The organism is Bradyrhizobium sp. NBAIM03 (assembly GCF_020194055.1).
Taxonomy (GTDB): Bacteria; Pseudomonadota; Alphaproteobacteria; order Rhizobiales; family Xanthobacteraceae; genus Bradyrhizobium; species Bradyrhizobium yuanmingense.
Genome location: NZ_JADYVS010000009.1, coordinates 108,366 through 130,303, shown reverse-complemented (window position 1 = coordinate 130,303; position 21,938 = coordinate 108,366). Strand labels below are relative to the sequence as shown.

The 21,938-nt window shown below is 64.3% G+C and carries 22 protein-coding genes; 13 read left to right on the top strand and 9 right to left on the bottom strand.

From position 1 onward, the window contains the following. Positions 1–117: 117 nt before the first annotated feature. On the bottom strand, positions 118–2,025 hold the full coding sequence (locus tag I6F21_RS16040) for an acyl-CoA synthetase (protein ID WP_225139779.1): 1,908 nt from the start codon (positions 2,023–2,025) through the stop codon (positions 118–120). A 227-nt stretch (positions 2,026–2,252) separates the two neighbouring features. Here I6F21_RS16040 and I6F21_RS16035 point away from each other — a divergent pair, with 227 nt between their 5' ends. The 9 genes from I6F21_RS16035 (at position 2,253) to I6F21_RS15995 (ending at position 9,696) form a co-directional block, all read left to right on the top strand. Beyond that, the gene (locus I6F21_RS16035; protein WP_225139778.1) at positions 2,253–3,332 is read left to right on the top strand and encodes a preprotein translocase subunit SecD; all 1,080 of its coding nucleotides are present in this window, start codon (positions 2,253–2,255) and stop codon (positions 3,330–3,332) included. 229 nt (positions 3,333–3,561) lie between these two features. Further along, positions 3,562–4,368, top strand: coding sequence for a cyclic nucleotide-binding domain-containing protein (locus I6F21_RS16030; protein WP_036012905.1), 807 nt, complete (start codon positions 3,562–3,564; stop codon positions 4,366–4,368). Positions 4,369–4,504: 136 nt separating this feature from the next. Continuing rightward, positions 4,505–5,302 (top strand): glutamate racemase, encoded by a 798-nt coding sequence (murI, locus tag I6F21_RS16025; protein WP_036027824.1) that lies wholly within the window; start codon positions 4,505–4,507, stop codon positions 5,300–5,302. A 61-nt stretch (positions 5,303–5,363) separates the two neighbouring features. Beyond that, a complete protein-coding gene (locus I6F21_RS16020) occupies positions 5,364–6,137 on the top strand; it encodes an aldolase/citrate lyase family protein (protein WP_225139777.1) in 774 nt (257 codons plus the stop codon). A 221-nt stretch (positions 6,138–6,358) separates the two neighbouring features. Next, a complete protein-coding gene (locus I6F21_RS16015; RefSeq protein WP_225139776.1) occupies positions 6,359–7,126 on the top strand; it encodes an acyltransferase in 768 nt (255 codons plus the stop codon). Positions 7,127–7,348: 222 nt separating this feature from the next. Then, positions 7,349–7,966 (top strand): 30S ribosomal protein S4, encoded by a 618-nt coding sequence (gene rpsD / locus I6F21_RS16010; protein ID WP_036012915.1) that lies wholly within the window; start codon positions 7,349–7,351, stop codon positions 7,964–7,966. Positions 7,967–8,081: 115 nt separating this feature from the next. Further along, complete coding sequence (locus I6F21_RS16005; protein WP_057029490.1) at positions 8,082–8,309, top strand: hypothetical protein; 228 nt, start codon at positions 8,082–8,084, stop codon at positions 8,307–8,309. After that, positions 8,288–8,590, top strand: coding sequence for a type II toxin-antitoxin system RelE/ParE family toxin (locus I6F21_RS16000; protein WP_225139775.1), 303 nt, complete (start codon positions 8,288–8,290; stop codon positions 8,588–8,590). The genes I6F21_RS16005 and I6F21_RS16000 overlap by 22 nt, the downstream gene beginning before the upstream one ends. 38 nt (positions 8,591–8,628) lie before the next feature. Then, positions 8,629–9,696 carry a threonine aldolase family protein gene (locus I6F21_RS15995; protein ID WP_036027826.1) on the top strand — a complete coding sequence of 356 codons (1,068 nt, stop codon included), beginning with the start codon at positions 8,629–8,631 and terminating at the stop codon, positions 9,694–9,696. Between the two features lie 112 nt (positions 9,697–9,808). On the opposite strand, the gene I6F21_RS15990 is transcribed toward I6F21_RS15995, so the two are convergent. Genes I6F21_RS15990 through grxD form a run of 4 tightly spaced genes read right to left on the bottom strand, consistent with a single transcriptional unit; the run spans position 9,809 to position 13,284 of the window. Continuing rightward, a complete protein-coding gene (locus I6F21_RS15990) occupies positions 9,809–11,068 on the bottom strand; it encodes a serine hydrolase domain-containing protein (RefSeq protein ID WP_225139774.1) in 1,260 nt (419 codons plus the stop codon). A 1-nt stretch (position 11,069) separates the two neighbouring features. Then, complete coding sequence (locus I6F21_RS15985) at positions 11,070–12,356, bottom strand: serine hydrolase domain-containing protein (protein ID WP_036012922.1); 1,287 nt, start codon at positions 12,354–12,356, stop codon at positions 11,070–11,072. A 43-nt stretch (positions 12,357–12,399) separates the two neighbouring features. Continuing rightward, complete coding sequence (locus tag I6F21_RS15980) at positions 12,400–12,954, bottom strand: O-acetyl-ADP-ribose deacetylase (protein WP_225139773.1); 555 nt, start codon at positions 12,952–12,954, stop codon at positions 12,400–12,402. A 3-nt stretch (positions 12,955–12,957) separates the two neighbouring features. Next, complete coding sequence (grxD, locus tag I6F21_RS15975; RefSeq protein ID WP_018647423.1) at positions 12,958–13,284, bottom strand: Grx4 family monothiol glutaredoxin; 327 nt, start codon at positions 13,282–13,284, stop codon at positions 12,958–12,960. Positions 13,285–13,522: 238 nt separating this feature from the next. On the opposite strand from grxD, the gene egtB reads away from it, so the two are divergent. Together egtB and egtD are read left to right on the top strand one after the other, a co-directional pair. Next, entirely contained in the window at positions 13,523–14,818 is a 1,296-nt protein-coding gene (egtB, locus tag I6F21_RS15970) for an ergothioneine biosynthesis protein EgtB (protein ID WP_192893155.1), read from the top strand. Between the two features lie 48 nt (positions 14,819–14,866). Continuing rightward, positions 14,867–15,838: an L-histidine N(alpha)-methyltransferase gene (egtD, locus tag I6F21_RS15965; RefSeq protein WP_225139772.1), complete on the top strand. Its 972-nt coding sequence runs from the start codon at positions 14,867–14,869 to the stop codon at positions 15,836–15,838. A 9-nt stretch (positions 15,839–15,847) separates the two neighbouring features. Here egtD and I6F21_RS15960 read toward each other — a convergent pair whose 3' ends face one another. After that, positions 15,848–17,041 carry a low temperature requirement protein A gene (locus I6F21_RS15960; RefSeq protein ID WP_225139948.1) on the bottom strand — a complete coding sequence of 398 codons (1,194 nt, stop codon included), beginning with the start codon at positions 17,039–17,041 and terminating at the stop codon, positions 15,848–15,850. A gap of 41 nt (positions 17,042–17,082) precedes the next feature. Then, a complete protein-coding gene (locus I6F21_RS15955; protein WP_011088461.1) occupies positions 17,083–17,319 on the bottom strand; it encodes a BolA family transcriptional regulator in 237 nt (78 codons plus the stop codon). Between the two features lie 197 nt (positions 17,320–17,516). On the opposite strand from I6F21_RS15955, the gene I6F21_RS15950 reads away from it, so the two are divergent. Next, a complete protein-coding gene (locus I6F21_RS15950; protein ID WP_225139771.1) occupies positions 17,517–17,876 on the top strand; it encodes a DUF427 domain-containing protein in 360 nt (119 codons plus the stop codon). A 105-nt stretch (positions 17,877–17,981) separates the two neighbouring features. Here I6F21_RS15950 and I6F21_RS15945 read toward each other — a convergent pair whose 3' ends face one another. Next, a complete protein-coding gene (locus I6F21_RS15945) occupies positions 17,982–18,155 on the bottom strand; it encodes a DUF1328 domain-containing protein (RefSeq protein WP_157280741.1) in 174 nt (57 codons plus the stop codon). Between the two features lie 175 nt (positions 18,156–18,330). Between I6F21_RS15945 and I6F21_RS15940 the strand changes: the two genes are divergently transcribed. Continuing rightward, on the top strand, positions 18,331–19,518 hold the full coding sequence (locus I6F21_RS15940) for an acyltransferase (protein ID WP_225139770.1): 1,188 nt from the start codon (positions 18,331–18,333) through the stop codon (positions 19,516–19,518). 126 nt (positions 19,519–19,644) lie between these two features. Here the strand turns inward: I6F21_RS15940 and purL are convergent, their stop codons facing one another. Then, on the bottom strand, positions 19,645–21,855 hold the full coding sequence (purL, locus tag I6F21_RS15935; protein WP_225139769.1) for a phosphoribosylformylglycinamidine synthase subunit PurL: 2,211 nt from the start codon (positions 21,853–21,855) through the stop codon (positions 19,645–19,647). Positions 21,856–21,938: the final 83 nt, after the last annotated feature.

Genomic DNA, 21,938 nt, shown 5'->3' with positions numbered 1-21,938 from the left:
CTGAGACTATTCGGAGCGTCGATGAAAGCCAAATTTTTCTATGTGAGGCCCATCACATAAACTCCTCGATCGCGGCTTATAGCTAATGCAGTCAGCCCTCGCCCCGCAGGCGCGGACCTACACCTGCACCACCTCGTGGCGCATCACGAAGGGTGCGAGCAGTGCGTGCACCTCCCCCTCCACCGCTTCGCGCTGCCCAGCCGGCAGGCCCGTCAGCGTCACGGTCGCGATCGAGCCGTGGCTGCCGTGCGGGCCGACCTTCACCTTGCAATCGATGCCGCGCTCGACCAGCGGCGCCAGCACCTTGGTGAACACGCGCGCGGCCGCGTCCCAGCGCAGCTGCGGCTTGAACACCTTGCCGACGCCCGTCACCGGCATTGGATCGATCGGGATGACCTGCACAGGAACGGCGGCGCGCTCCGGGGTGCGCTCGCGCACCCAGGCTTCCAGCTCGCCCGGCTCAACCTTTGCGCCGGGCTTCAACTGCACGTAGCCTACCGGCAATTCGCCGGCATAGGCGTCGGGCTGGCCGACCACCGCGGCGAAGCCGACGGCGGGATGGCGGAACATGATCTCCTCGATCGGCGCCGGATCGATGTTGTGGCCGCCGCGGATCACGAGATCCTTGGCGCGGCCGGTGATCCACAGATAGCCGTCGGCATCGAGCCGCCCGAGATCGCCGGAATTGACCCAGACCCCGTCAATGAAGGCACCCTTGTTGTGCTCGTCGTTGAGATAGCCGCCGAACACGCCGGGCCCGGCCATGATGACGACACCAATCTCGTCCGGCTTGCAGTCGCGGATCAGGCGGCCGTCGGCGTCGAGCTGCACGATGCGCACGCGCGCATAGGGCATGGGAAGGCCAACCGAGCCGAGCCGGATCGGCCGGCCCGGATAAGCGAGCGTGTGCACGCTCGAGGTCTCGGTCATGCCGTAGACCTCGACCACCGGCAGCTTCAGCGTCTCCTGAATCGCCGAGCCGACCGCGACCGGAATCGCCGAGCCGCCGCCGGCCGCATATTTCAGGCTCGAGATATCCGCATTCCCCGGCGGCACCGCGAGCGTCGCGGCGAGCACGGTCGGCACGCTCGACAGCGCTTCGGGCTTGAAGCGCTCGACGAGCTGCCAGATGTTCTTCACCGCATTCGGGTTGCGCCAGCCGCTCGGCGACAGCACGACCAGCGAGCCCCCGCCCGACAGCGTCGTCAGCACCTGGGTCAGCGATCCACCGACGTGAAACAGCGGCATGCCGAACAGCAGGTTGGCGCCGGGCTTGCCCTTCAACAGCAGATTGAGTGCCCAGGCCTGATAGACCTGGTTGGCATGGGTATGCCGCACCAGCTTGGGCGTACCCGTGGTGCCGCCGGTGTGGAAATAGGCTGCGATGTCGCTGCCGCGAATCTTGCGCCCGCTGACCAGCCGATCCGACGGCTGCTGCTTGATCAGGTCGCTGAAGGCGAAGATGCCATTGGCCGGATCGCCGCCGCCGAACACCTGCACGATGGCTTTCAGATGCTTCAGATGCGGGCGGATCTGCTCGACCTTCTGCCAGATGTCGGTGCCCGGCATCGGCCCGAGCGCCACCAGTATCTTGGTGTTCGCAGCTTCCAGGATTTCGGCGAGCTGGTGCGGCTCGAGCAGCGGATTGACGGGATTGGCGATGCCGGCGGCCTCGGCGCCGAACAGAGTGACGAACGCATCCGGCACCAAGGGCAGCATGAAGCTGATGACGTCGCCCTTCTCGGCGCCGAGCGCGTGAAACATGTTGGCGGCCTGGGTGACGCGCGCGATGAAATCGCGGTGCGTGACGACCAGCGGCGCGTCGGCGGGATCGGCATTTTGCAGGAACTGGATCGCCGCCCCGTCGGGATTGCGCTCGGCACCAAGCCTGATGGCGTCATAGGTGCTCTCGGCCGCGACGCGGTCGGCGTAGGGGACCTGCTCGAACGCCCGGACCTCCTCGTCCGTCAACAGTTCCGGATAGTCGTTGCCGATCAACCGATCGAGCGCGTGGATGCCCGCCATGAATTCCGTCCTCCCTCAGATGCATGTCCCCGCCGCCGTATCTTTTGACAGTTTTGGTTCGGCGAGGTCTCGGCCGTGTTCGGCCGAGCCGGACCAGAATGATGGATGATTTGCCGTTCGTCCATTGCCTACCGGCTGCGCCACTTGAACCTCTGCGCCTGATCGAGGGACCAAGAACTGCCGCTGACTTCACTCGCCAGCGCCCTCCCGCAAGACAAGAGGTCATCATGACGACGCCCCTGCGGAACCGGATCGCACGGCTGGTCGCTGCGTTCACAATGGTATCCGCGATCGCCCTGCCCGGTGCCTCGCTTGCCGACAGCCAGCTCGACAAGGTGCGGGTCAAGGTCGCCGCCTTCATCGCCGACAAGATGGAGAAGCTGGGCGGATCGCGGATCGTCTACAGGGTCGACACCGATGCCTTGCGGGAGGCGGTCGTCACGGATTTGCGCGACGACGTCTACAAGATCCTGCGCGAGGGCCGCATCGCGTTCTCCGGACTTGCGATCCGCGACGGCGGCGTCGACGTGAAGATCGCTGACGGCAAAGGCAGCGAACAGCTCACGCGCAAGCTCGTCGCGGCGGCGGAGGGGTTGCCGACACACGCGCTCAACGTCACCGACGCCGGCGACGGGCTGCTCAGGCTCGCGCCGACCGATGCCGCATCCGCCGCGCGGCTGCGCGATCTCGTTGAAGATTCCATCGCCATGATCGAGCAGCGCCTCAAGGACGCCGGCGTCAAGCTCGCCAGCGTCCAGCCCGAGGGAATGGACCGTATCCGCATCTTCCTGCCCGGATTGATGGAGCCCGAGCAAATCACCGCGATCTTCGCCAGGAAGGTCAAGGTCGGCTTCCGCCTGATCGACCTCTCGATGTCCGCGGAGCAGGCGCAATCGGGCACGCCGCCGGCGGGCACGGAAGTCCTGCTCGGCTTCAAGGACAAGCTTCCTTATCTCGTCGCCAAGGACAGCGCCCTCGAGGGCGGCGAGATCAGCTATGCCGGCCCGGGATTGACCGGCGACAGCAAGGAGCCGATCGCATCGTTCCGCTTCAACGGCCGCGGCACGCGGCGCTTTGCCCATATCACGGCAGAGAATGTCGGAAAGCCCTTTGCCATCGTGCTCGACGACAAGGTGATCTCCGCGCCCGTGATCCGCGAGCCCATCACCGGCGGCTCCGGCCAGATTTCCGGCAATTTCACCCTGGAAGAGGCCAACAGCGTCGCCATGCTGCTGCGCGCCGGCTCTCTGCCGGGGCGGCTCGGCCTCGTCGAGCAGCGGGTCGTGCAACCCGCCGCCAAGCCGTAAACGAAGGTCGCTTCGGGCCCGTCAGCGACGCTCAAGCCCGCACGGCTGGCCCGAATCACGGGCCTGCGCGGTCGGACGCGCAACCAACGGGCAATTGCCGAAACGCCCGATCAGGCTAAAATTTGCCCCTTGCGGCACGATGGCCGGAAGCGTCATTCAAGCGGTCGTCATTCGATTTCGGCTATACGGGTGCCGACCAGGACTGAATGCCTTACGTGGGGTTAGTACCATGCCGTCCGGCAGCGCAGACGTTTCGTCGATCCTCGACCGCATCCTCGAAGCGGCCACGGACAACCTCAGGATCGCGAAAATCCTGGTCCAGATGGGGCTCGATCCCGACAGCGTCACCTACGAGGCGATCTTCAACCGGCTCCTGGAGATCTTCGTCCACAACATCACGCTCGCCAATCTGTTCGCCGTGGTCGGGGCGGTCTTCTTCGTCGCCACCCTCTTGATGCGGACAATGGTGCCGCTGCGCGTCGCCAACATGATCGGCTGCGCGTTCTTCGCTCTCTTCGGCGCGCTCTCCGCCAACGTCGCGACGTTCCTGCTCTATCTCCTGATGCTTCCGATCAACGCGCTGCGCCTGCGGCAGATGCTGAAGCTGGTCAAGAAGGCGCGCCATGCGGCCGAAGGGGACATGTCGATCGAATGGCTCAAGCCATTCATGACCGAGCGCAGATACCGGCGCGGCGACATCCTCTTCAAGATGCGTGACCCAGCCAACGAAATGTTCCTCACCGTCACCGGCAAGTTCCTGGTCAAGGAGATCAACGTCGAGATCGGGCCCGGGGCGCTGATGGGCGAGCTCGGCTTCCTCACGCCGGACAACCGGCGCACGGGGACGGTCGAATGCATCGAGGACGGCCAGGTGCTGACCATCACCTATGACCGGCTGCTCGAGATCTACTTCCAGGATCCGCAATTCGGCTATTACTTCCTGGTGCTGACCAGCCAGCGCCTGTTGCAGAACATCGATCGCCTGCAGAAGCAGCTGGCAACCGAGCGCGGGACCACCACCAACAGGATCGCGTGAGCGCCGCGCGGCCGATCTGACGCCGGGGATGACGACGCAGCGCGTCCGTGACACGAGACGCCCCCCGGTCTTTGCGGGATCGCCGCAAAATCGCCCTAAAAACCGAATGGTAACCATGCCGGGCTAGGGTGGCGACGTGACCAATTCTCCGACGATCCTGGTGTTCGATTCCGGCCTTGGCGGGCTCACGGTGCTCCGCGAGGTCGTGGCGGCGCGGCCCGACGCGCATTACGTCTACGTCGCCGACGACGCCTTCTTCCCCTATGGCCACCACAGCGAGGACGAGATCATCGCCCGCGTCGTGCCGCTGATGGGGGAGCTGATCGGCCGGCATAGTCCAGACCTCGTCGTCATCGCCTGCAACACGGCGTCCACCCTGGTCCTGTCTCACTTGCGCGCCGCCTATTCCGTAGCCTTCGTCGGCACGGTGCCGGCGATCAAGCCGGCCTGTGCGCAGTCCAGGACCCGCCGCGTTTCGGTGCTCGGCACCAAGGGCACGGTGAAGCGCGAGTACACCAAGGCGCTGATCCGCGATTTCGCACAAGGATGCGAGGTGACGCTGGTCGGCTCGCCCGAGCTCGCTTCGCTGGCCGAAGCCGCGCTCGGCGGTAGCCCGATCAGCGACGAAGCCATCCTCGCCGAGCTCGCTCCCTGCTTCGTCGGCGACGCCTCGGATGCGAGCGCGCGCACCGACACTGTGGTGCTCGCCTGCACGCACTACCCGCTTCTGCTCGACCGGATGAAGAAGCTCGCGCCCTGGCCGGTCGACTGGATCGATCCAGCGCCCGCGATCGCCCGCCGCGTCTCCGACCTGCTCGGCCCGCCGACCGGCGGCATCGCGCAGTCCGGCGCCGAGATGATTTTTACATCGAACCGCGTGCATGGTCTCAGCGCCACGCTGACGCCGTTCTTCGGCGGACGCGCGGTGGCCTGAGCTTGCGCACTGGCGGCGCGCTGCTAGGCTTTGCCGTCGCCATCGTCCCGCAGGATTTTCCATGTCGGTCCCCGCAAAGCCGCTGAACCGTCTCCGTCAGCTCTGGCGCGAGGGTCGCCCCGCCTTCGGTGCGATCGCGACCATCCCGAGCGTGCAGATGGTGCAGATCATGGCGCGCTCGCTCGATTGGATCATCGTCGATCTCGAGCACGGCCCGATCGGATTGACCGAAGCCCACGCGATGATCGCCGCGACCACGGGCACGCCGTGCACGCCTCTGGTGCGGATCGCCGCCAACGAGCCGTGGCTGGCGAAAGCGCCGATGGACATCGGTGCCTTCGGCATCAACTTCCCGATGATCACGAGCCGCGCGGATGCCGAGAAAGCGGTGCGCAGCGTGCGCTACCCGCCGCGCGGCGATCGGCTCTGGGGTCCCTTCCACGCGCCGTTCCGCTGGGGCCAGTCGATGCCTGATTACATGGCCTCTGCCGACGACGAGATGATCTGCATGATCACGATCGAGCACGTCGACGCGGTCAATCGCATCGACGAGATCATGGCAACGCCCGGTATCGATGTCGCGGTCATCGGTCCCGGCGATCTCGCCACCTCCATCAACAAGCGCGGCCAGATGGATGATCCGCAATTGCTGGACCTGATCGCGCGCGCCGAGGCGGGCATCCTCAAGAGCGGGGTGCCGATCGGCGGGGTGGCGCGCACCGCCGATCAGGCCAATGCGCTGATCGACCGCGGCTACCGCGCGATTGCGCTGGGCTTCGACTGGTCGCTGTTCCAGCGCGGCATCATGGCGGCCTACGAGGGGGTCAGGCGCTGATCGGGCCGATCGACGCATGACCGACCGACGCGACCAAGAGCGCCTGATCGAGATATAAATCATTGAAAATGGATGATTTTTTGGTCTAAAGGGGGTCCATCTTTGGCGCTGCCCAGTGCGGCGAACCGACCGGCCCCAAGCGGGTTGGTTCGTGCTAGAGCGAGCAGGCGGGCCCCGCTCGTTGCACATATTTTGATCTTTTGATTTGGAACCGGAGGCCTATGCGCGGGACGCCCAAGACCATTTCGCTGCGTCGTCGTGTGATCTGCGACCTCATGCACGCCTCGAAGGGCGTACCTTTCGTTTCATTGGCCCGTTCGCTCAATATCCGCCCCCTGCTGGAGGCCCGCGCGGACGCGGCCGCGCCCGCCGGCTGGGCCGCGATGTTCGTCAAGGCTTTCGCCCTGGTTGCAAAGGACGAGCCGATCCTGCGCACCCTTTACGTCAAATGGCCCTGGCCGGCTCTGTATGAGCTTCCAAAGAGCGTGGCGACGGTCGCGATCGCGCGGGTCGAGGATGGCGAGGAATGCGTGCTGCTGCAGCGAATCGCGGGTCCCGAGGCTCTTTCGCTGGCAGAAGTCGATGCGGAAATCCGACGCGGCAAGACGGCCCCGATCGAGGATGTTCCGATGTACCGCAAGATCATGCGGGCGACCCGCCTGCCGTTGCCATTGCGGCGCCTGTCCTTGGCCATCGGTCTGAATTTCGGCCGTCAGCGCGGTAACTGGTTCGGCAGCTTTGCGGTAAGCTCGGTCGCCGCCTACGGCGGCGGCGAGCTCCACCCGATCACGCCGGGCCCCTTTGTCCTGAGCTATGGGCTGGTCGAGCCGGATCAGACCATCCATGTCGTGATCCGCTGGGACCACCGCGTCACCGACGCCGCCCCGATCGCGCGGGTCCTGACCCGGCTGGAACAGGTCCTGAACACTGAAATTGCTGGCGAATTGCGGGCGGCGGGGTCAAAGCCGGTCCGGGCGGTCAGGACATAAGAATACCGTCGTCGCAGGTCCCGGAATGACAGGCTAAAGAATTGACAGCCAACCCCAAAGTCCCCTAAAAGCCGCCTGCTCGCGGGCCGATTTCGGCCCGCGAAGCGTTTCGCGACCCGTGGTCCTCTCCCTTAAGCTTTGGGGATCGGACCTGTCGGTGCCGGGATCATCCCGTCACACAGGAGGGCGCGTTTCCTCAAACCATGACCTGAAGAGGACGCGATGACTAAGCGCAGTGAGGCGAAGTACAAGATCGATCGCCGTATGGGCCAGAACATCTGGGGCCGCCCGAAGAGTCCCGTCAACCGCCGCGAATACGGCCCCGGCCAGCATGGCCAGCGCCGCAAGGGCAAGCTCTCCGACTTCGGCGTGCAGCTGCGCGCCAAGCAGAAGCTGAAGGGCTATTACGCCAACATCTCCGAGCGCCAGTTCCACGGCATCTATGTCGAGGCCAGCCGCCTCAAGGGTGACACCGGCGAGAACCTGATCGGCCTGCTGGAGCGTCGTCTCGACGCGGTCGTGTACCGCGCCAAGTTCGTCTCCACGATCTTCGCCGCACGCCAGTTCATCAACCACGGCCACATCAAGGTGAACGGCCGCAAGGTCAACATTTCGAGCTATCAGCTCAAGGTCGGCGACGTGGTCGAGGTCAAGGAAGCCTCCAAGCAGCTCGCCCACGTGCTCGAAGCCAGCCAGCTTCCCGAGCGCGAGGTCCCCGACTATCTCGAAGTCGACCACGGCAAGATGACCGCGAAGTACGCCCGCATCCCCGGCCTCTCCGACGTGCCGTTCCCGGTGCAGATGGAGCCGCATCTGGTCGTCGAATTCTATTCGCGCTGATTATTGGGCATATCGACGTTCAAAGGCCCCGGTTCTCCGGGGCCTTTTTGTTTGAACGGGCCATTCCCATGTCGCAGGCCATCTGTGCTATGGTCGCCACATCGCGGAGTTGAGCATGACTCGTCTTCTGGAAGAGGCCTTCAGCAAGGTTTCCAGCCTGCCTGATTCAGAGCAGGACGATCTGGCGCGGGCCCTGCTCGAGCTTGCCGGGATCGATCAGCCACCGATCCAGCTGACGGCGGCGGAAGAGGCGGATCTCGCCGAGGCCGAAGCAGAAATCGCGCGCGGTGAGTTGGCCAGCGCCGACGAGGTCCGCGCAATGTGGGCCAAGCACGGGCTGTGAAGGTCCGTTATACGAAGCGGGCGCTCGCCCAAATCGACCAAGTTCTAACTTACATCGAGGTGCGCTCACCCCAAGGCGCAGGCCATGTGCGCGACCGCATTGTCGCTCTCATAGCATTGCTAGAGAACTACCCCTACGCAGGGCGAACAACTACGCGTGCATACGTCCGTCGCTTGCCGGTCAACCCTTATCCCTATCTGATCGATTATCGTGTGACCGCGACAGAAATCGTTATTATGCGGTTTCGTCACGCCGCCCGGCGTCCACCCAAAGCTCGCTGACCCGCGAGAGAGTGCCATTCCATTCGAGGAGCAAGTTGATGCTCTACACCCCTCCCCCCGTCGATCCCAAGGCGCCGCCGGTGCGCATCAATCTGCTCTCGGACACGCAGACCAAGCCGACGGCAGGGATGCGGGAGGCGATGGCGCGGGCGGAAGTCGGCGACGAACAGGTCGGCGACGATCCGACCGTGAACGCGCTGTGCGAGCGCGTGGCCGATCTGCTCGGCAAGGAAGCTGCGGTCTACATGCCCTCGGGCACGATGTGCAACGTCACCGCGACGCTGGTGCATTGCCGCCCCGGCGACGAGATCCTCGCCCATGAGACCGCGCATATCATCGCGCGCGAAGGCGGCGCGCATGCCGCAATCGGCGGTTTCCAGGTCACCCAGCTCAAGGGCCCCGATGGCCAGTTCACGCCGGAGACCCTTCGCAAGGCGCTGCATCCGCGCACGCGGTACCAGCCGCCGCAGACCGTCGTCAGCGTCGAGCAGACCGCCAATATCGGCGGCGGCACGATCTGGAAGAAGGCGGTGCTCGACGAGATCGTCGCGATCGCCAGGCAGCACGACCTCGTCACCCATATGGACGGCGCGCGCCTGCTCAACGCCACGGTCGCGAGCGGCATCTCGCCACGCGACATGACCGCGGGCTGGGACTCGGCCTGGATCGACTTCTCCAAGGGCCTGGGCGCACCGATCGGCGGCGTGCTCGCAGGCTCGCGCGCCTTCATCGACGCGGTCTGGCAGTGGAAGCAGCGGCTCGGCGGCTCGATGCGGCAGGCCGGCATCTGCGCCGCAGCGTGCATCTATGCTCTCGACCACCACGTCGAGCGCCTGGCCGACGACCACGCCAATGCGCGCGCGCTCGCCCGCGGCCTGTCGCAGATCTCGGGCATGGAGGTGCAGGAGCCCGAGACCAATCTCGTGTTCTTCAAGCCCGACGGCGCCGGCATTCCCGGCGACAAGATGGTCTCGGCCCTCCGTCAGCGCGGCGTGACGCTCGCGATGATGGACGGCCGCATCCGCGCCTGCACCCATCTGGACGTCAATGCGAGCCAGATCGAGGAGACGATCGGGTACGTGCGCGAGATCGTGCGCGGGGCGTAAAGCTCAGCCCCGTAGCCCGGATGGAGCGCAGCGAAATCCGGGATCTATCCACGCGGTGAGGACGTCCCGGATTGCGCTTCGCTCCATCCGGCTACGCAAAGGGGGAGAGGTCTCACCGCCCCATCGCCTGATAGATCAGCGTCTTCAGCTCGAGCTGGATCCGGCCGCGCTGCGAGGGGGTCTGCACCATGAAGATTCCGAACAGGTCGTCTTCGGGATCGATGAAGAAGAAGGTGCCGCCAACGCCGTCCCAGCGATATTCGCCAAGCGGCCAGTTCGTGCCCGGCGGCACTGCGGTACGTACGGCGAAGCCGAGGCCGTAGCCGCTGGTCTCACCCGGATAGTAGTGCTTGTCGCGCTCGACGCGGGTTTCGGGACCGATATGATCCCTCGCCATCAAGGCGATGGTTTCCGGCTTCAAATAGCGTCGACCTTCAAGCGTGCCGCCGTTGAGCAGCATTTGCGAGAAGCGGGCATAATCGCCGACCGTGCCGACGAGGCCGCCGCCGCCCGACTCCCATCGCAGCGGTTTCCTGATATCGCGAACCTGCGTGATCGGGCTGATCGCCCGATCCTGCGGCATCGGCTCGGCGATACGCGGCCATTGGGCGGAATCGGCGACGTAGAACGCCGTGTCCTTCATCCCGAGTGGATCGAGCAGCCGCGTCTTCGCGAACTCGAGCAGCGATGTCCCCGAGATCACCTCGATGATGCGCCCGAGCACGTCGGTGGAGTGGCCGTAGTCCCAGATCGTGCCGGGCTGTTCGGCGAGCGGAAGCGTGGTGATCTTCGCGACGAATTCGGCATTGGTCGAATTCCTGTCGAACAGTCCGGCGTCGGCATAGAGCTTGTTCACCAGGTCCCCGCCATAATAGCCGTAAGGGATCCCGGCGGTATGCCGCATCAAATCCTCGATCGTCACCGGACGTTTGAGCGGCTCCAACTCCAGTGAGACCTTGTCGTCCTCGGCCTTCTTCTCGACGCCGACCTTCATGCCGGCAAAGGCCGGAATGTATTTCGAGACGGGATCGCTGATCGCAAGCTTACCCTCCTCGACCAGCATCATCGCCAGGACCGAGGTGATCGGCTTGGTCATCGAATAGAGGCGGAAGATCGTGTCCGCACTCATCGAAAGTTGGGTCGCGACGTCGCGGACGCCGAAATTCTCGCAGTAGACCGGCTTGCCGTGTTGCTGGAGCAGCAGAATCGCTCCCGGAAATTTGCCGGTCGCGATCTCATTCCTGATGTAGTCGGAGACTTTTGCCAGGCCTTCGGGCGTGAATCTGTGCGCGCGGCCCTCCGAGCCCGCCCGCGCACTTACGGCGCCGAACAAAAGAACGAGCGCCGCGAACAGCGCGCGGCGCCCGTTCATGTCACTTCTCCATGGCTTCATAAACCAGCTGCTTCAATGTCCGCTGCACGCGCTGGCGCTCGCTCGGGGTCTGCTCCAGCAGCACGAAGAACATGTCCTGCTTGGGGTCGATCACGAAATAGCAGCCGGAGGCGCCGTCCCATTTGAGTTCGCCGAGGTTGCCGGGCGGCGGCGGCTTGGCATTGCCGGGCTCGGTACGGACCGCAAGCCCAAGGCCGAAGCCAAAGCCGTCGCCGGGGAAATAGAAATAGTCGCGCTCGACGCCGGAGCCGGGGCCGACCTGATCAGTGGTCATCAGCTTGAACGTCTCGGGCTTGAGGATGGTCTTGCCGTCGAGACTGCCGCCATTGAGCAGCATCTGCGAAAAGCGCCTGTAATCCGCCATGGTCGTGACCATGCCGCCGCTGGCGAACTGGATCTTCTTGACGACCGTCGGATCATTGATGCGGCCGACGCGGAAATCGGCATCGTTCGGCACGGGCTGGGCCAGAAGCTTCTGCTTCGCGGGGTCCGTGACCAAGAAGCCGGTATCGACCATGCCGAGAGGATCGAGCAGCTTCTCGCGCATGATGTCGATCAGCGGCTTGCCGGCGGCGACCTCCATCACACGCGCCAGCACGTCGGTCGAGTGGCCGTATTGCCAGAGCGCGCCCGGCTGGTTGTGCAACGGCAGCTTGGCGATTCGTTCGGCGAACTCGGCCAGATCGAAGTCGCCGGCATAGATGTTGGCCTCGCGATAGGCCTTGCGGACCAGGCTGTCGCCGTAGAAGCCGTAGGTGATGCCCGAGGTGTGCGTCATCAGATCGTGCACGGTCATCGGCCGCTTCGGCGGCACCAGCTCGAGCGATTTCGTGCCGTCCTCCGCCTTCTTCTCGACACCGACCTTCACATTGGCGAAGGAGGGAATGTATTTCGAGACGGGATCGTCCAGCTTGATCTTGCCCTCCTCGACCAATTGCATCGAGACCACCGCAGTGATCGCCTTGGTCATCGAGAACAGGCGGAAGATGGTCTTGTCCGTGATCGGAGCCTTGCTGACCACGTCCTGAACGCCGAAGACTTCGTGATAGACCGGCTTGCCATGCTGCTGGATCAGCACGTTTGCACCGGCGATCTTGCCCGTCGCAACCTCGTTCTTGAAGAACTCGGTGATCCTGCCGAGCTTCTCCTGGTTGAAACGTGCGCCGGCCGGAATCTCGTAAGTGCCCTCCGCGCGCGCCGGCGAGATCGCGGCAAGCGACACCAACGCGCCGCAGGCGAGCGCACGCAGTCCAAATTGTGAAATCATATCCCCTCCCCGGAACATGGCGCCTCAGAGTGTACCGACCAGCTCAATCGGCACAAGGGCCGCCCTGTCGCGCAAGCGCCTCGGCATGGAGCCCGGCGCTCGGCTCAGAGAGGCAGCAAAACACGACGCGAGCGACGGTCGGCGCCAAAGCCAGCCCTTCGATCGTCGTGCGCACGGCGATATCGGCCGCCCGGTCGGCAGGAAAACGGTAGATGCCGGTCGAAATCGCGGGAAATGCCACCGAGGTCAGCTTGTGCTTCCCGCAAAGCTCCATGGACCGCCGATAGCAGGAGGCGAGCAGATCGTCCTCGCCGAGCGTGCCGCCATTCCACACCGGACCGACGGTGTGGATGACATGCGCGGCCTTGAGCCGATAGCCCCTGGTGATCTTCGCGTCGCCCGTCTTGCAACCGTGGAGCATGCGGCATTCGTCGACGAGCTCGGGCCCGGCTGCCCGGTGGATCGCGCCATCCACGCCGCCCCCGCCAAGGAGCGACGTGTTCGCGGCGTTGACGATGGCGTCGACGCCGAGCGTGGTGATATCGGCGACGATAACCTCGAGCTCCGCGCCGCCAATCCGGCGCGTCAGCAGGGTCACGTGTCAGGCCGCGACGACGACGCCCTTCTCGGAGAAGAGCTGCTGCAATTCGCCGGCCTGGAACATCTCACGGACGATGTCGCAACCGCCGATGAACTCGCCCTTCACGTAGAGCTGCGGGATGGTCGGCCAGTTCGAATATTCCTTGATGCCGTTGCGCAGCTCGGCGGATTCGAGAACGTTGAGCCCCTTATAGCCGACACCGATATGGTCGAGAATCTGGACCACCTGGCCGGAGAAACCGCACTGCGGAAATTGCGGCGTCCCCTTCATGAACAGAACCACGTCGTTCGACTTCACTTCATTGTCGATGAATTCCGCGATGCTCATATCCGTGTCCTTCTGGGGCAGAGCCCTCACCAATTGCTTCGGGCCGGCTCAGCCGATTTAACCCGATACCTGCCCATATATGTAGCCCAAACCGTTGTGCATCCAAAGTAAAATGGCGGCGACGGGTCCCCGCGGCCGGATTGACCCCAGCCGGGTCCATAGGCTGATGACATCAATATCATCGCCGCAGAGGACTTTCATACCGTAACGGAGCCCCTATCTAGGACGAACCCTGTTCATGGAACCGGGTCGTGCGAACAACGTTCTCTTGTCCTGTCTGGAGAAAAACGTGACGAAACAAGCCTCAGCCACGGCCTCCCTGCGTTCGTCACCGTCCTCCCGCGAGGACGAACTCGCCCAGCGGCTGGAAGCGGCGTTCTCGACTGTCCGCAATGAGACCGAACGCCGGGCCGCACCGCTGTCGCCCGAGGACCAGCAGATCCAGTCCATGCCGGATGCCAGCCCGACCAAATGGCACCGGGCCCATACGACCTGGTTCTGGGAGCAATTCCTGCTCGGCGAGCATGCTGCGGGCTACCGGCCCTTCCACCCCGATTTCGCGTTCCTGTTCAATTCCTACTACGTCAGCGCCGGCCCGCGACATGCTCGCAATCATCGCGGCGACATCACCCGCCCCAGCGCCGACGAGGTCGGCGCCTATCGCAAATACGTCGATACGGCGGTCAGCAAATTCTTCCGCGAGGCGGGCGCGGACAAGCTCCGCGCAATCGCGCCGCTGGTCGAGGTCGGGCTCAATCACGAGCAGCAGCATCAGGAGCTGATGTTCACCGACATCCTGCATGCCTTTGCGCAGAACCCGATCTATCCGGCGTATGACCCGGCCTGGCGCTTCCCGGCCGCAACGCGCGGCGGCGATGACTGGCTGACGCTGAACGAAGGCATCCACACCGTCGGCCATGTCGACGACGGCTTTCATTTCGACAACGAGAAGCCGGCGCACCGCGCCCTGGTCGGCCCGGTCAGGATCGCCCGCAATCTGGTCACCAATGCCGAGTGGCTCGCCTTCATGCAGGACGGCGGCTACCGGACCGCAACCCTGTGGCTGATGGACGGCTTTGCCGCGGCCAGCAAGGAAGACTGGCAAGCCCCCGGCTATTGGCGCGAGGTCGACGGCGCATGGCAGGTGATGACGCTGGCCGGCCTCAAGCCGGTCGATCCAGACGCGCCGGTCTGCCACATCAGCTATTACGAAGCGGATGCGTTCGCGCGCTGGTCCGGAAAACACCTGCCGACCGAGATGGAATGGGAGGTCGCGGCCCGCGCTGGCCAGCTCAACGACGCCTTCGGCCTCGTCTGGCAATGGACCCGCAGCTCCTACGCGCCCTACCCCGGCTATCGCGCCGTCGAAGGCGCGCTCGGCGAGTACAACGGCAAGTTCATGGTCAACCAGCTGGTGCTGCGCGGCTCCTCGCTTGCAACTCCGCAGGGCCACAGTCGTACCACCTATCGCAACTTCTTCTATCCGCACCACCGCTGGCAGTTCACCGGGTTGCGGCTTGCCGATTACGACTAAGTATTCCGACGACAGATGCGCGCCGGACAGCGCGTTCAGGAGAGTATCATGAATGTGCACGCCAGCGCTTTGGCCGAGGCCCATCTTCCCGACGAGCAGACCACCGCCTTTGCCCGCGAGGCCATCGAGGACCTCTCGCAGCAGCCGAAAAAGCTGTCGCCGAAATACTTCTACGACGCGACCGGATCGGAGCTGTTCGAGGCGATCACCAAGCTGCCGGAATATTATCCGACGCGCACCGAGCTATCGATCCTGAAGGAGCGCGGAAGCGAGATCGCAAGCATCATCCCGGAGCACGCCGCGCTGGTGGAGTTCGGCGCCGGCGCGACCACGAAGGTGCGCCTGCTGCTCGATCATTGCAAATTCGCAGCCTATGTCCCCGTCGACATCTCCGGCGACTTCCTGAAGGCACAGGCGAGCGGCCTGAAGCGGGATTTCCCGGCGCTCGGCATCTATCCGGTGGCGGCCGATTTCACCACGCCGTTCGAGCTGCCCAAGCAGGTTGCAGCCATGCCGAAGGTCGGCTTCTTCCCCGGCTCCACCATCGGCAATTTCGAGCCGCAGGAAGCGCAGGCCTTCCTGAAAAGCGCGCGCAAGATCCTCGGCAAGGGCGCGCAGATGATCATCGGCGCCGATCTCGAGAAGGACGAGCGGATCCTCTTCGACGCCTATAACGATGCGGCCGGCGTCACCGCGCGCTTCAACCTCAATGTGCTGGTGCGCATCAACCGCGAGCTCGGCGGCAATTTCGACCTGTCCGCCTTCACCCATCGCGCGATCTACAACCGCGAGCGGCACCGCATCGAGATGCACCTGATCAGCAGGAAGAGCCAGACCGTGCGCCTGCTGGGCACCAGCTTCTCGTTCCGCCCGGGCGAAAGCATCCACACAGAGAACAGCTACAAATACAGCATCGCGCGTTTTGCCGCGCTGGCCCAGGGCGCGGGCTGGCGGGTCCGCGAGAGCTGGACGGATGCGGCGAAGATGTTCTCGGTGCACGCGCTGGAGGTCGCGGAGTAAGGCCGGGCTTCAATGCTCCCCGGCCTCCTCCACCTTCGACCCCAGCGACACCGACTCCCACACCGCCACCACGATTAAGATGGCGCTCGTCGCCATTGACAGCCACAGCGGCGACAGTTCCGACGCGAACCACCACAGCACCAATAGCGCGATGATGCCGATGCCGTGCGAGAGCTGGAGGAAGCCGCGGACCGCGTGCTTGAACAGGATGGTGCCGATCAGAAACACCAGCGGGCCGCCGATCGTGCTCAGAACCGTGCGGGCGTCGGAATGGCCGGACGGATGCTTCAGCACCAGTTCGTCCGAGACCGCGGTCAGGATGATGCCGGCGATGATCGGCATATGCAGATAGGTGTAGGCGAGCCGCGCCAGGCGGCCGGACTCGCTTGACTTCGAGATCCGCTCCAAGCCGGCCTCCGCGCCCTTGTGGAAATAGATCCACCACATCGCGATGGCGCCGACCAGCGCTGAGACGAAGGCGAGAATGTTGCTCGCGGTCCACTCCAGTTCAGCGAAGGTCGCGCCGTTGACGATAATGGCCTCGCCGAGCGCGATGATGACGAATAGACCGCAACGCTCGGCCATATGGCCGCCTTCGACCGCCCAGGCCTCAACGGAAGAAAAGCCCAGCTTCGGCACCCAGAACCGCGCGGCCGGCGAGATGTATTCCCAGGTAACCGCCGCGATCCACAGCCATAGCCGCCTCTCGCCCTCGGCCAGGCCGCCCGCGATCCACAACGCCGCGGAGATCGACAGCCAGGTCAGGATGCGGATTGCGTTATGCCGCACCGCTGTTCGATGCAGCGGCGTTGCGAGCAGCCAGAACGCGGTACGCCCCACCTGCATGGCCGCATAGGCAATCGCGAACCACAGGCCACGGCCCTCGAAGGCGGTCGGGATCGTGGTCGACAGCACGAGGCCGCCCAACATCATCGCAAAGAGCAGGAGCCGGACCGGGGTCAGCTCGGGATTGAGCCAGTTGGTAACCCAGGCGGTGAAAACCCACAGCCACCACACCGCGAGAAACAGCACCGCGACGTGCACGGCGCCGAGCGGCGTGAAATGGTGCAGCAGCGTGTGCGAAATCTGCGTGACGGCGAAGACGAAGACAAGGTCGAAGAACAGCTCGACGAAAGTGACGCGGCTGTGCTGGTTCGGCACAATGACGCGGAACATCGCGCCGTGCGGATTGTCCGCAGCCATCATCGTCCCCTCGTGGCGCTGGTCAGGTCAGGTGCAGCTTCTCAGGTACCTGGTACGCCGGTTTGCAGCGCCAGCGCGTGCAGCACGCCGCCCATCTGGCCACGCAGGGACTGGTAGACGATCTGGTGCTGCTGGACGCGCGATTTGCCACGGAAGGATTCCGAGATCACGGTCGCGGCATAGTGGTCGCCGTCGCCGGCGAGGTCACGGATGGTCACCTCGGCATCGGGGATCGCTGCCTTGATCATCGCCTCGATATCGTGGGCGTCCATGGGCATTCGGGTCTTGCTCCTTATCTCGGCTGCAAAGCAGCCTCATCATCGAATCGCTGCCGGGGGTCCCCTCGCCGGCAAGGTCAAACTTAGCGTGAACGGCCTTCTACGTCACGCTTTCCGGCACTATATCCCTGATCCCATCAGGACAAAGGCACGACAAAGTGCCGCGCGCGGCAGATTGATCGAAAAGGCGTGAAATCATGAAGCTTCCAGGGCCCGACCACCCGATCACCATCACCCCAAATCCCCGGCGCGTCCGCGTCACGGCGGGCGACATCGTGATCGCCGAGACCAGCAAGGCGCTGACCTTGAAGGAGGCCAGATATCCGGCAGTGCAATATGTACCGCGGGAGGACGCCAACATGGCCCTGTTGGAGCGTACCGACCGCGTCACCCATTGCCCCTACAAGGGGGACGCGAACTATTACAGCGTCAAGGCCGACGGCAAGACGCTGGACAACGCGATCTGGACCTACGAGACACCCTTCCCCGCGATGACGGAGATTTCAGGCCATCTCGCGTTCTATCCGGACAAGGTGAAGATCGAGGAAGTGGAATAAGCGCCGCAACCCACGACCGTCATGCCCGGGCATCCACGTTCTGCACGCGGTAAGGCGTGGATGGCCGGGTCGAGCCGGCCATGACGGCGGAGAGGGCTGAATCAGCTACGCCCTGAAGATCGTGAGTCCCAATATCAGCAGCACCAGGAAGATCACGACGAAGACGTAGAACAGGAAGCGGGCGATGTCGGCCGAGGCGGCCGAGATGCCGGTGAAGCCGAGCACGCCGGCCACGATCGAGACAAGGAGGAAGATCAGCGCCCATTTCAGGATCGACATCGCCAGCTCCGAACTGCCGCGTCTCACGGCCTACGCTGTTTTCGGCGAACGCTAACATTGCTGCGAGGAACTGGTTCCTAGAGGTAGTCGGGGGCGACCTCCGAAACAAACGGCCCTTGCTGAATCGAGTTCCCGGCGGCAGAGTCCAGCCGAGGTCAGGATCGGGGCGGCCACGATGACGATGTCACATTCAGCGACGATCGGCGCGGAGGTGCATGCCGCGCCCACGAGCAAGGTGCGCAATTTGGCGATCGATCGCGCCCGCACCTTCCTCACTCTGGTGGTGCTGCTGCATCACGCGGTGATCCCCTATACCTATTTCGGGCATACCGATCCGAGTTATTTCTTCGGCTTCGACATGATCGTGCTCGCCACCGACAGCTTCTTCATGGCGATGTTCTTCTTCCTGTCGGGACTGTTCGCCTGGTCCGGCATCGCCCGGAAGGGAGTCCGGAGCTATTTGGCAGATCGCCTGCTTCGGCTTGGCCTACCCTTCGCGATCTGCGCCTTTACAGTCATTCCGCTCGCGTATTACGCGATCTCCCTGCGGCACCATCCCGAGATCGGTTTTGCGGAATTCTGGTGGAATATGGTCACGAAGGGCCCGTGGCCGAGCGGGCCGATCTGGTTCCTGTGGGTCTTGTTCGCCTTCGACCTGGTTGCCTGCCTTTTGTACCGGCTGTCACCCAACCTGCTCGATCCGATCAATCGCCTCTCGCTACATGGTCGCCGCCGGCCCGCCGTGTTCTTTGCGGTCATGCTGGCGGTCACCGCCGCGTTCTACATTCCCGGGCTGGTTCACTACGGACACAGCAGCTGGTTCGAGTTCGGGCCGTTCTCGGTCCAGCACGGGCGCGTGATGCTGTACGCGACCTATTTCTTTTTCGGTGCCGGCATCGGCGTTGCGCAAATGGATCGTGGGCTGCTCTCTGTCGACGGTCGCATGGCAAAGGTCAGCTGGGACTGGATGGTCCTGGCGATCGTCCCGTATTGCCTGTTGTGGGGCCTGATCTTCATCAAGCGCGAAATACTGGGCAACCCGTCGCCGTTGCCGGATTGGTATGAAGCGCTTTATGCCATCTGCTTCACCGTCTTCAGCGTGGCCATCATGTTTCTGATCCTGGCCCTTTTCCAGAGATTCAAGCAATCAGGCTCAGCCAGGCTGCTCGATCCAATGCAGGGCGACGCGTTCGGCATGTTCCTTGTGCACTATCCGATCGCGCTGTGGCTGCAATACTGGCTGTTCGACTATGACCTGCCGGCGATCGTCAAGGCCACGGTCGGGTTCGTCCTGACTGTCGCGGCGAGCTGGGCGCTGACGCGCGCGTTGCGGCAGATCCCGGGCGCGTCACGCGTGTTGTGAGGCACGGTCTCTCGGTCCGTAGCCCGGATGGAGCGCAGCGCAATCCGGGACCTCGCCACAAGTGATAGCGGTCCCGGATTACGCTTACGCTCCATCCGGGCTACAGATCTGATTTGTGGCAGCGCCTTACGCCGCCTTGCCGCTCATATATTCCGGCAGCCAGCGCTCGAACGACTTGCGCAAGCTGTCGATCGTAACCGGCGTCTCGCCCGCGATCGCGATGGCATCGCCGCCGGTGGTGCCGATCCGCACGCAGGGCACCTCGCAGCCGCGCATCTTGGCGAGCACGCGGCCGGCTTCGGTTTCCGGCACGGTGACGAGATAGCGCGCCTGGTCCTCGCCGAACCAATAGGCCTGCGGCACCAGCGCAGTCGGTGCCGCCAGCAGCTTGGCGCCGATGCCGCCCGCCATCGCCATCTCGGCCAGCGCGATCAGGAGGCCGCCGTCCGACAAATCATGCACGGCGGTCGCGGTGCCCGCATGGATCATGCCGCGCACGCAATCGCCGTTGCGCTTCTCGGCCGCGAGATCGACCGGCGGCGGCGCGCCCTCCTCGCGGCCGCAGATGTCGCGCAGATAGACGGATTGGCCGAGCCAGCCATGGGTCTCGCCGATTAAGAGGATCGCCTCGCCCTCGGCCTTGAAGGCGAGCGACGCCGACTTGGTGAAATCGTCGAGCAGGCCGACACCGCCGATCGAGGGCGTCGGCAGGATCGCGCGGCCGTTGGTCTCGTTGTAGAGCGAGACGTTGCCGGACACGACCGGGAAGTCCAGCGTGCGGCAGGCTTCCGAGATGCCCTTGAGGCAGCCGACGAACTGGCCCATGATCTCGGGCCTTTCAGGGTTGCCGAAGTTGAGATTGTCGGTGATCGCGAGCGGCTTGCCGCCGACCGCGGTGATGTTGCGCCAGGCTTCCGCGACCGCCTGCATCCCGCCTTGATAGGGATCGGCCTCGCAATAGCGCGGCGTGACGTCGACGGTGAGCGCCAGGCCCTTCGGCCCGTCCTGCACGCGCACGACGGCGGCATCGCCGCCGGGACGCTGCATGGTGTTGCCGAGAATGACGTGATCGTACTGCTCCCACACCCAGCGCTTGGAGCACATGTCCGGCGTGCCGATCAGCTTCTCCAGCGCAGCTCCAAGGCCCATCGGCGCCGGCACGTCGCGGGCATGCACGACCGGCAGCGCTGTGGACGGAACGTGCGGGCGATCATAGACCGGCGCCTCGTCGCCGAGCTCCTTGATCGGCAAATCGGCCATGACGTCGCCGCCATGCTTGACCACGAAGCGCTTGCTCGGCGTGGTGTAGCCGACAATCGCAAAATCGAGCCCCCACTTCGTGAAGATCGCCTCGGCTTCCTTCTCCTTCTCGGGCTTGAGCACCATGAGCATGCGCTCCTGGCTCTCCGAGAGCATCATCTCGTAGGCGCTCATGCCGGCCTCGCGGGTCGGCACCGCATCGAGGTCGAGGTCGACGCCGAGGTCGCCCTTGGCGCCCATCTCCACCGCCGAGCAGGTCAGGCCCGCCGCGCCCATGTCCTGGATCGCGATGACGCAGCCCTTCTCCATGATCTCGAGGCAGGCCTCTAACAGCAGCTTCTCGGCGAAGGGATCGCCGACCTGCACGGTCGGGCGCTTCTCCTCGGACTTGTCGTCGAACTCGGCCGATGCCATCGAGGCGCCGTGGATGCCGTCGCGGCCGGTCTTGGAGCCCAAATAGACGATCGGCATGTTCACGCCGGAGGCTGCCGCATAGAAGATCTTGTCGGCATCGGCGAGGCCCACCGCCATGGCATTGACGAGGATGTTGCCGTCGTAGCGGGTGTGGAAGCGCACCTGGCCGCCCACCGTCGGCACGCCGAAGGAATTGCCGTAGCCGCCGACGCCCGCCACCACGCCGGAGACGAGATGCCGCGTCTTCGGATGCTCGGGCGCGCCGAAGCTCAGCGCATTGAGGCAGGCGATCGGGCGCGCGCCCATGGTGAAGACGTCGCGCAAAATGCCGCCGACGCCGGTGGTCGCACCCTGGTATGGCTCGATATAGCTCGGGTGGTTGTGGCTCTCCATCTTGAAGACCACAGCCTGGCCGTCGCCGATGTCGATCACGCCGGCATTCTCGCCGGGGCCCTGGATCACCCAGGGCGCCTTGGTTGGCAGGCCGCGCAGATGGATGCGCGAGGATTTGTAGGAGCAATGCTCGTTCCACATCGCCGAGAAGATGCCGAGCTCGGTGAAGGTCGGCTCCCGCCCAATCAGCTTCAGGATGCGCTCATACTCGTCGGGCTTGAGCCCGTGGGCGGCAACCAGTTCCGGGGTGATCTTGGGTTCGTTCTTCATGGATTCGAGGCTTTCGGCGGCGGTTTGGCCGTTCTTAGGAACATCGGACGGCTTCGAAAAGCCCTTTATGGCGCATTTTCCCG

Coding starts and splice junctions, on each gene's coding strand:
- egtD (WP_225139772.1), top strand. CDS start 14,867: ATGAATGTGCACGCCAGCGCTTTGGCCGAGGCCCATCTTCCCGACGAG.
- I6F21_RS16030 (WP_036012905.1), top strand. CDS start 3,562: ATGCCGTCCGGCAGCGCAGACGTTTCGTCGATCCTCGACCGCATCCTC.
- I6F21_RS16005 (WP_057029490.1), top strand. CDS start 8,082: ATGACTCGTCTTCTGGAAGAGGCCTTCAGCAAGGTTTCCAGCCTGCCT.
- I6F21_RS15955 (WP_011088461.1), bottom strand. CDS start 17,319: ATGCCCATGGACGCCCACGATATCGAGGCGATGATCAAGGCAGCGATC.
- egtB (WP_192893155.1), top strand. CDS start 13,523: ATGGAACCGGGTCGTGCGAACAACGTTCTCTTGTCCTGTCTGGAGAAA.
- I6F21_RS15985 (WP_036012922.1), bottom strand. CDS start 12,356: ATGATTTCACAATTTGGACTGCGTGCGCTCGCCTGCGGCGCGTTGGTG.
- I6F21_RS15945 (WP_157280741.1), bottom strand. CDS start 18,155: ATGTCGATCCTGAAATGGGCGCTGATCTTCCTCCTTGTCTCGATCGTG.
- purL (WP_225139769.1), bottom strand. CDS start 21,855: ATGAAGAACGAACCCAAGATCACCCCGGAACTGGTTGCCGCCCACGGG.
- grxD (WP_018647423.1), bottom strand. CDS start 13,284: ATGAGCATCGCGGAATTCATCGACAATGAAGTGAAGTCGAACGACGTG.
- I6F21_RS16015 (WP_225139776.1), top strand. CDS start 6,359: ATGCGCGGGACGCCCAAGACCATTTCGCTGCGTCGTCGTGTGATCTGC.
- rpsD (WP_036012915.1), top strand. CDS start 7,349: ATGACTAAGCGCAGTGAGGCGAAGTACAAGATCGATCGCCGTATGGGC.
- I6F21_RS15960 (WP_225139948.1), bottom strand. CDS start 17,041: ATGGCTGCGGACAATCCGCACGGCGCGATGTTCCGCGTCATTGTGCCG.
- I6F21_RS15950 (WP_225139771.1), top strand. CDS start 17,517: ATGAAGCTTCCAGGGCCCGACCACCCGATCACCATCACCCCAAATCCC.
- I6F21_RS15940 (WP_225139770.1), top strand. CDS start 18,331: ATGACGATGTCACATTCAGCGACGATCGGCGCGGAGGTGCATGCCGCG.
- I6F21_RS15990 (WP_225139774.1), bottom strand. CDS start 11,068: ATGAACGGGCGCCGCGCGCTGTTCGCGGCGCTCGTTCTTTTGTTCGGC.
- I6F21_RS16035 (WP_225139778.1), top strand. CDS start 2,253: ATGACGACGCCCCTGCGGAACCGGATCGCACGGCTGGTCGCTGCGTTC.
- I6F21_RS16020 (WP_225139777.1), top strand. CDS start 5,364: ATGTCGGTCCCCGCAAAGCCGCTGAACCGTCTCCGTCAGCTCTGGCGC.
- I6F21_RS16040 (WP_225139779.1), bottom strand. CDS start 2,025: ATGGCGGGCATCCACGCGCTCGATCGGTTGATCGGCAACGACTATCCG.
- I6F21_RS15995 (WP_036027826.1), top strand. CDS start 8,629: ATGCTCTACACCCCTCCCCCCGTCGATCCCAAGGCGCCGCCGGTGCGC.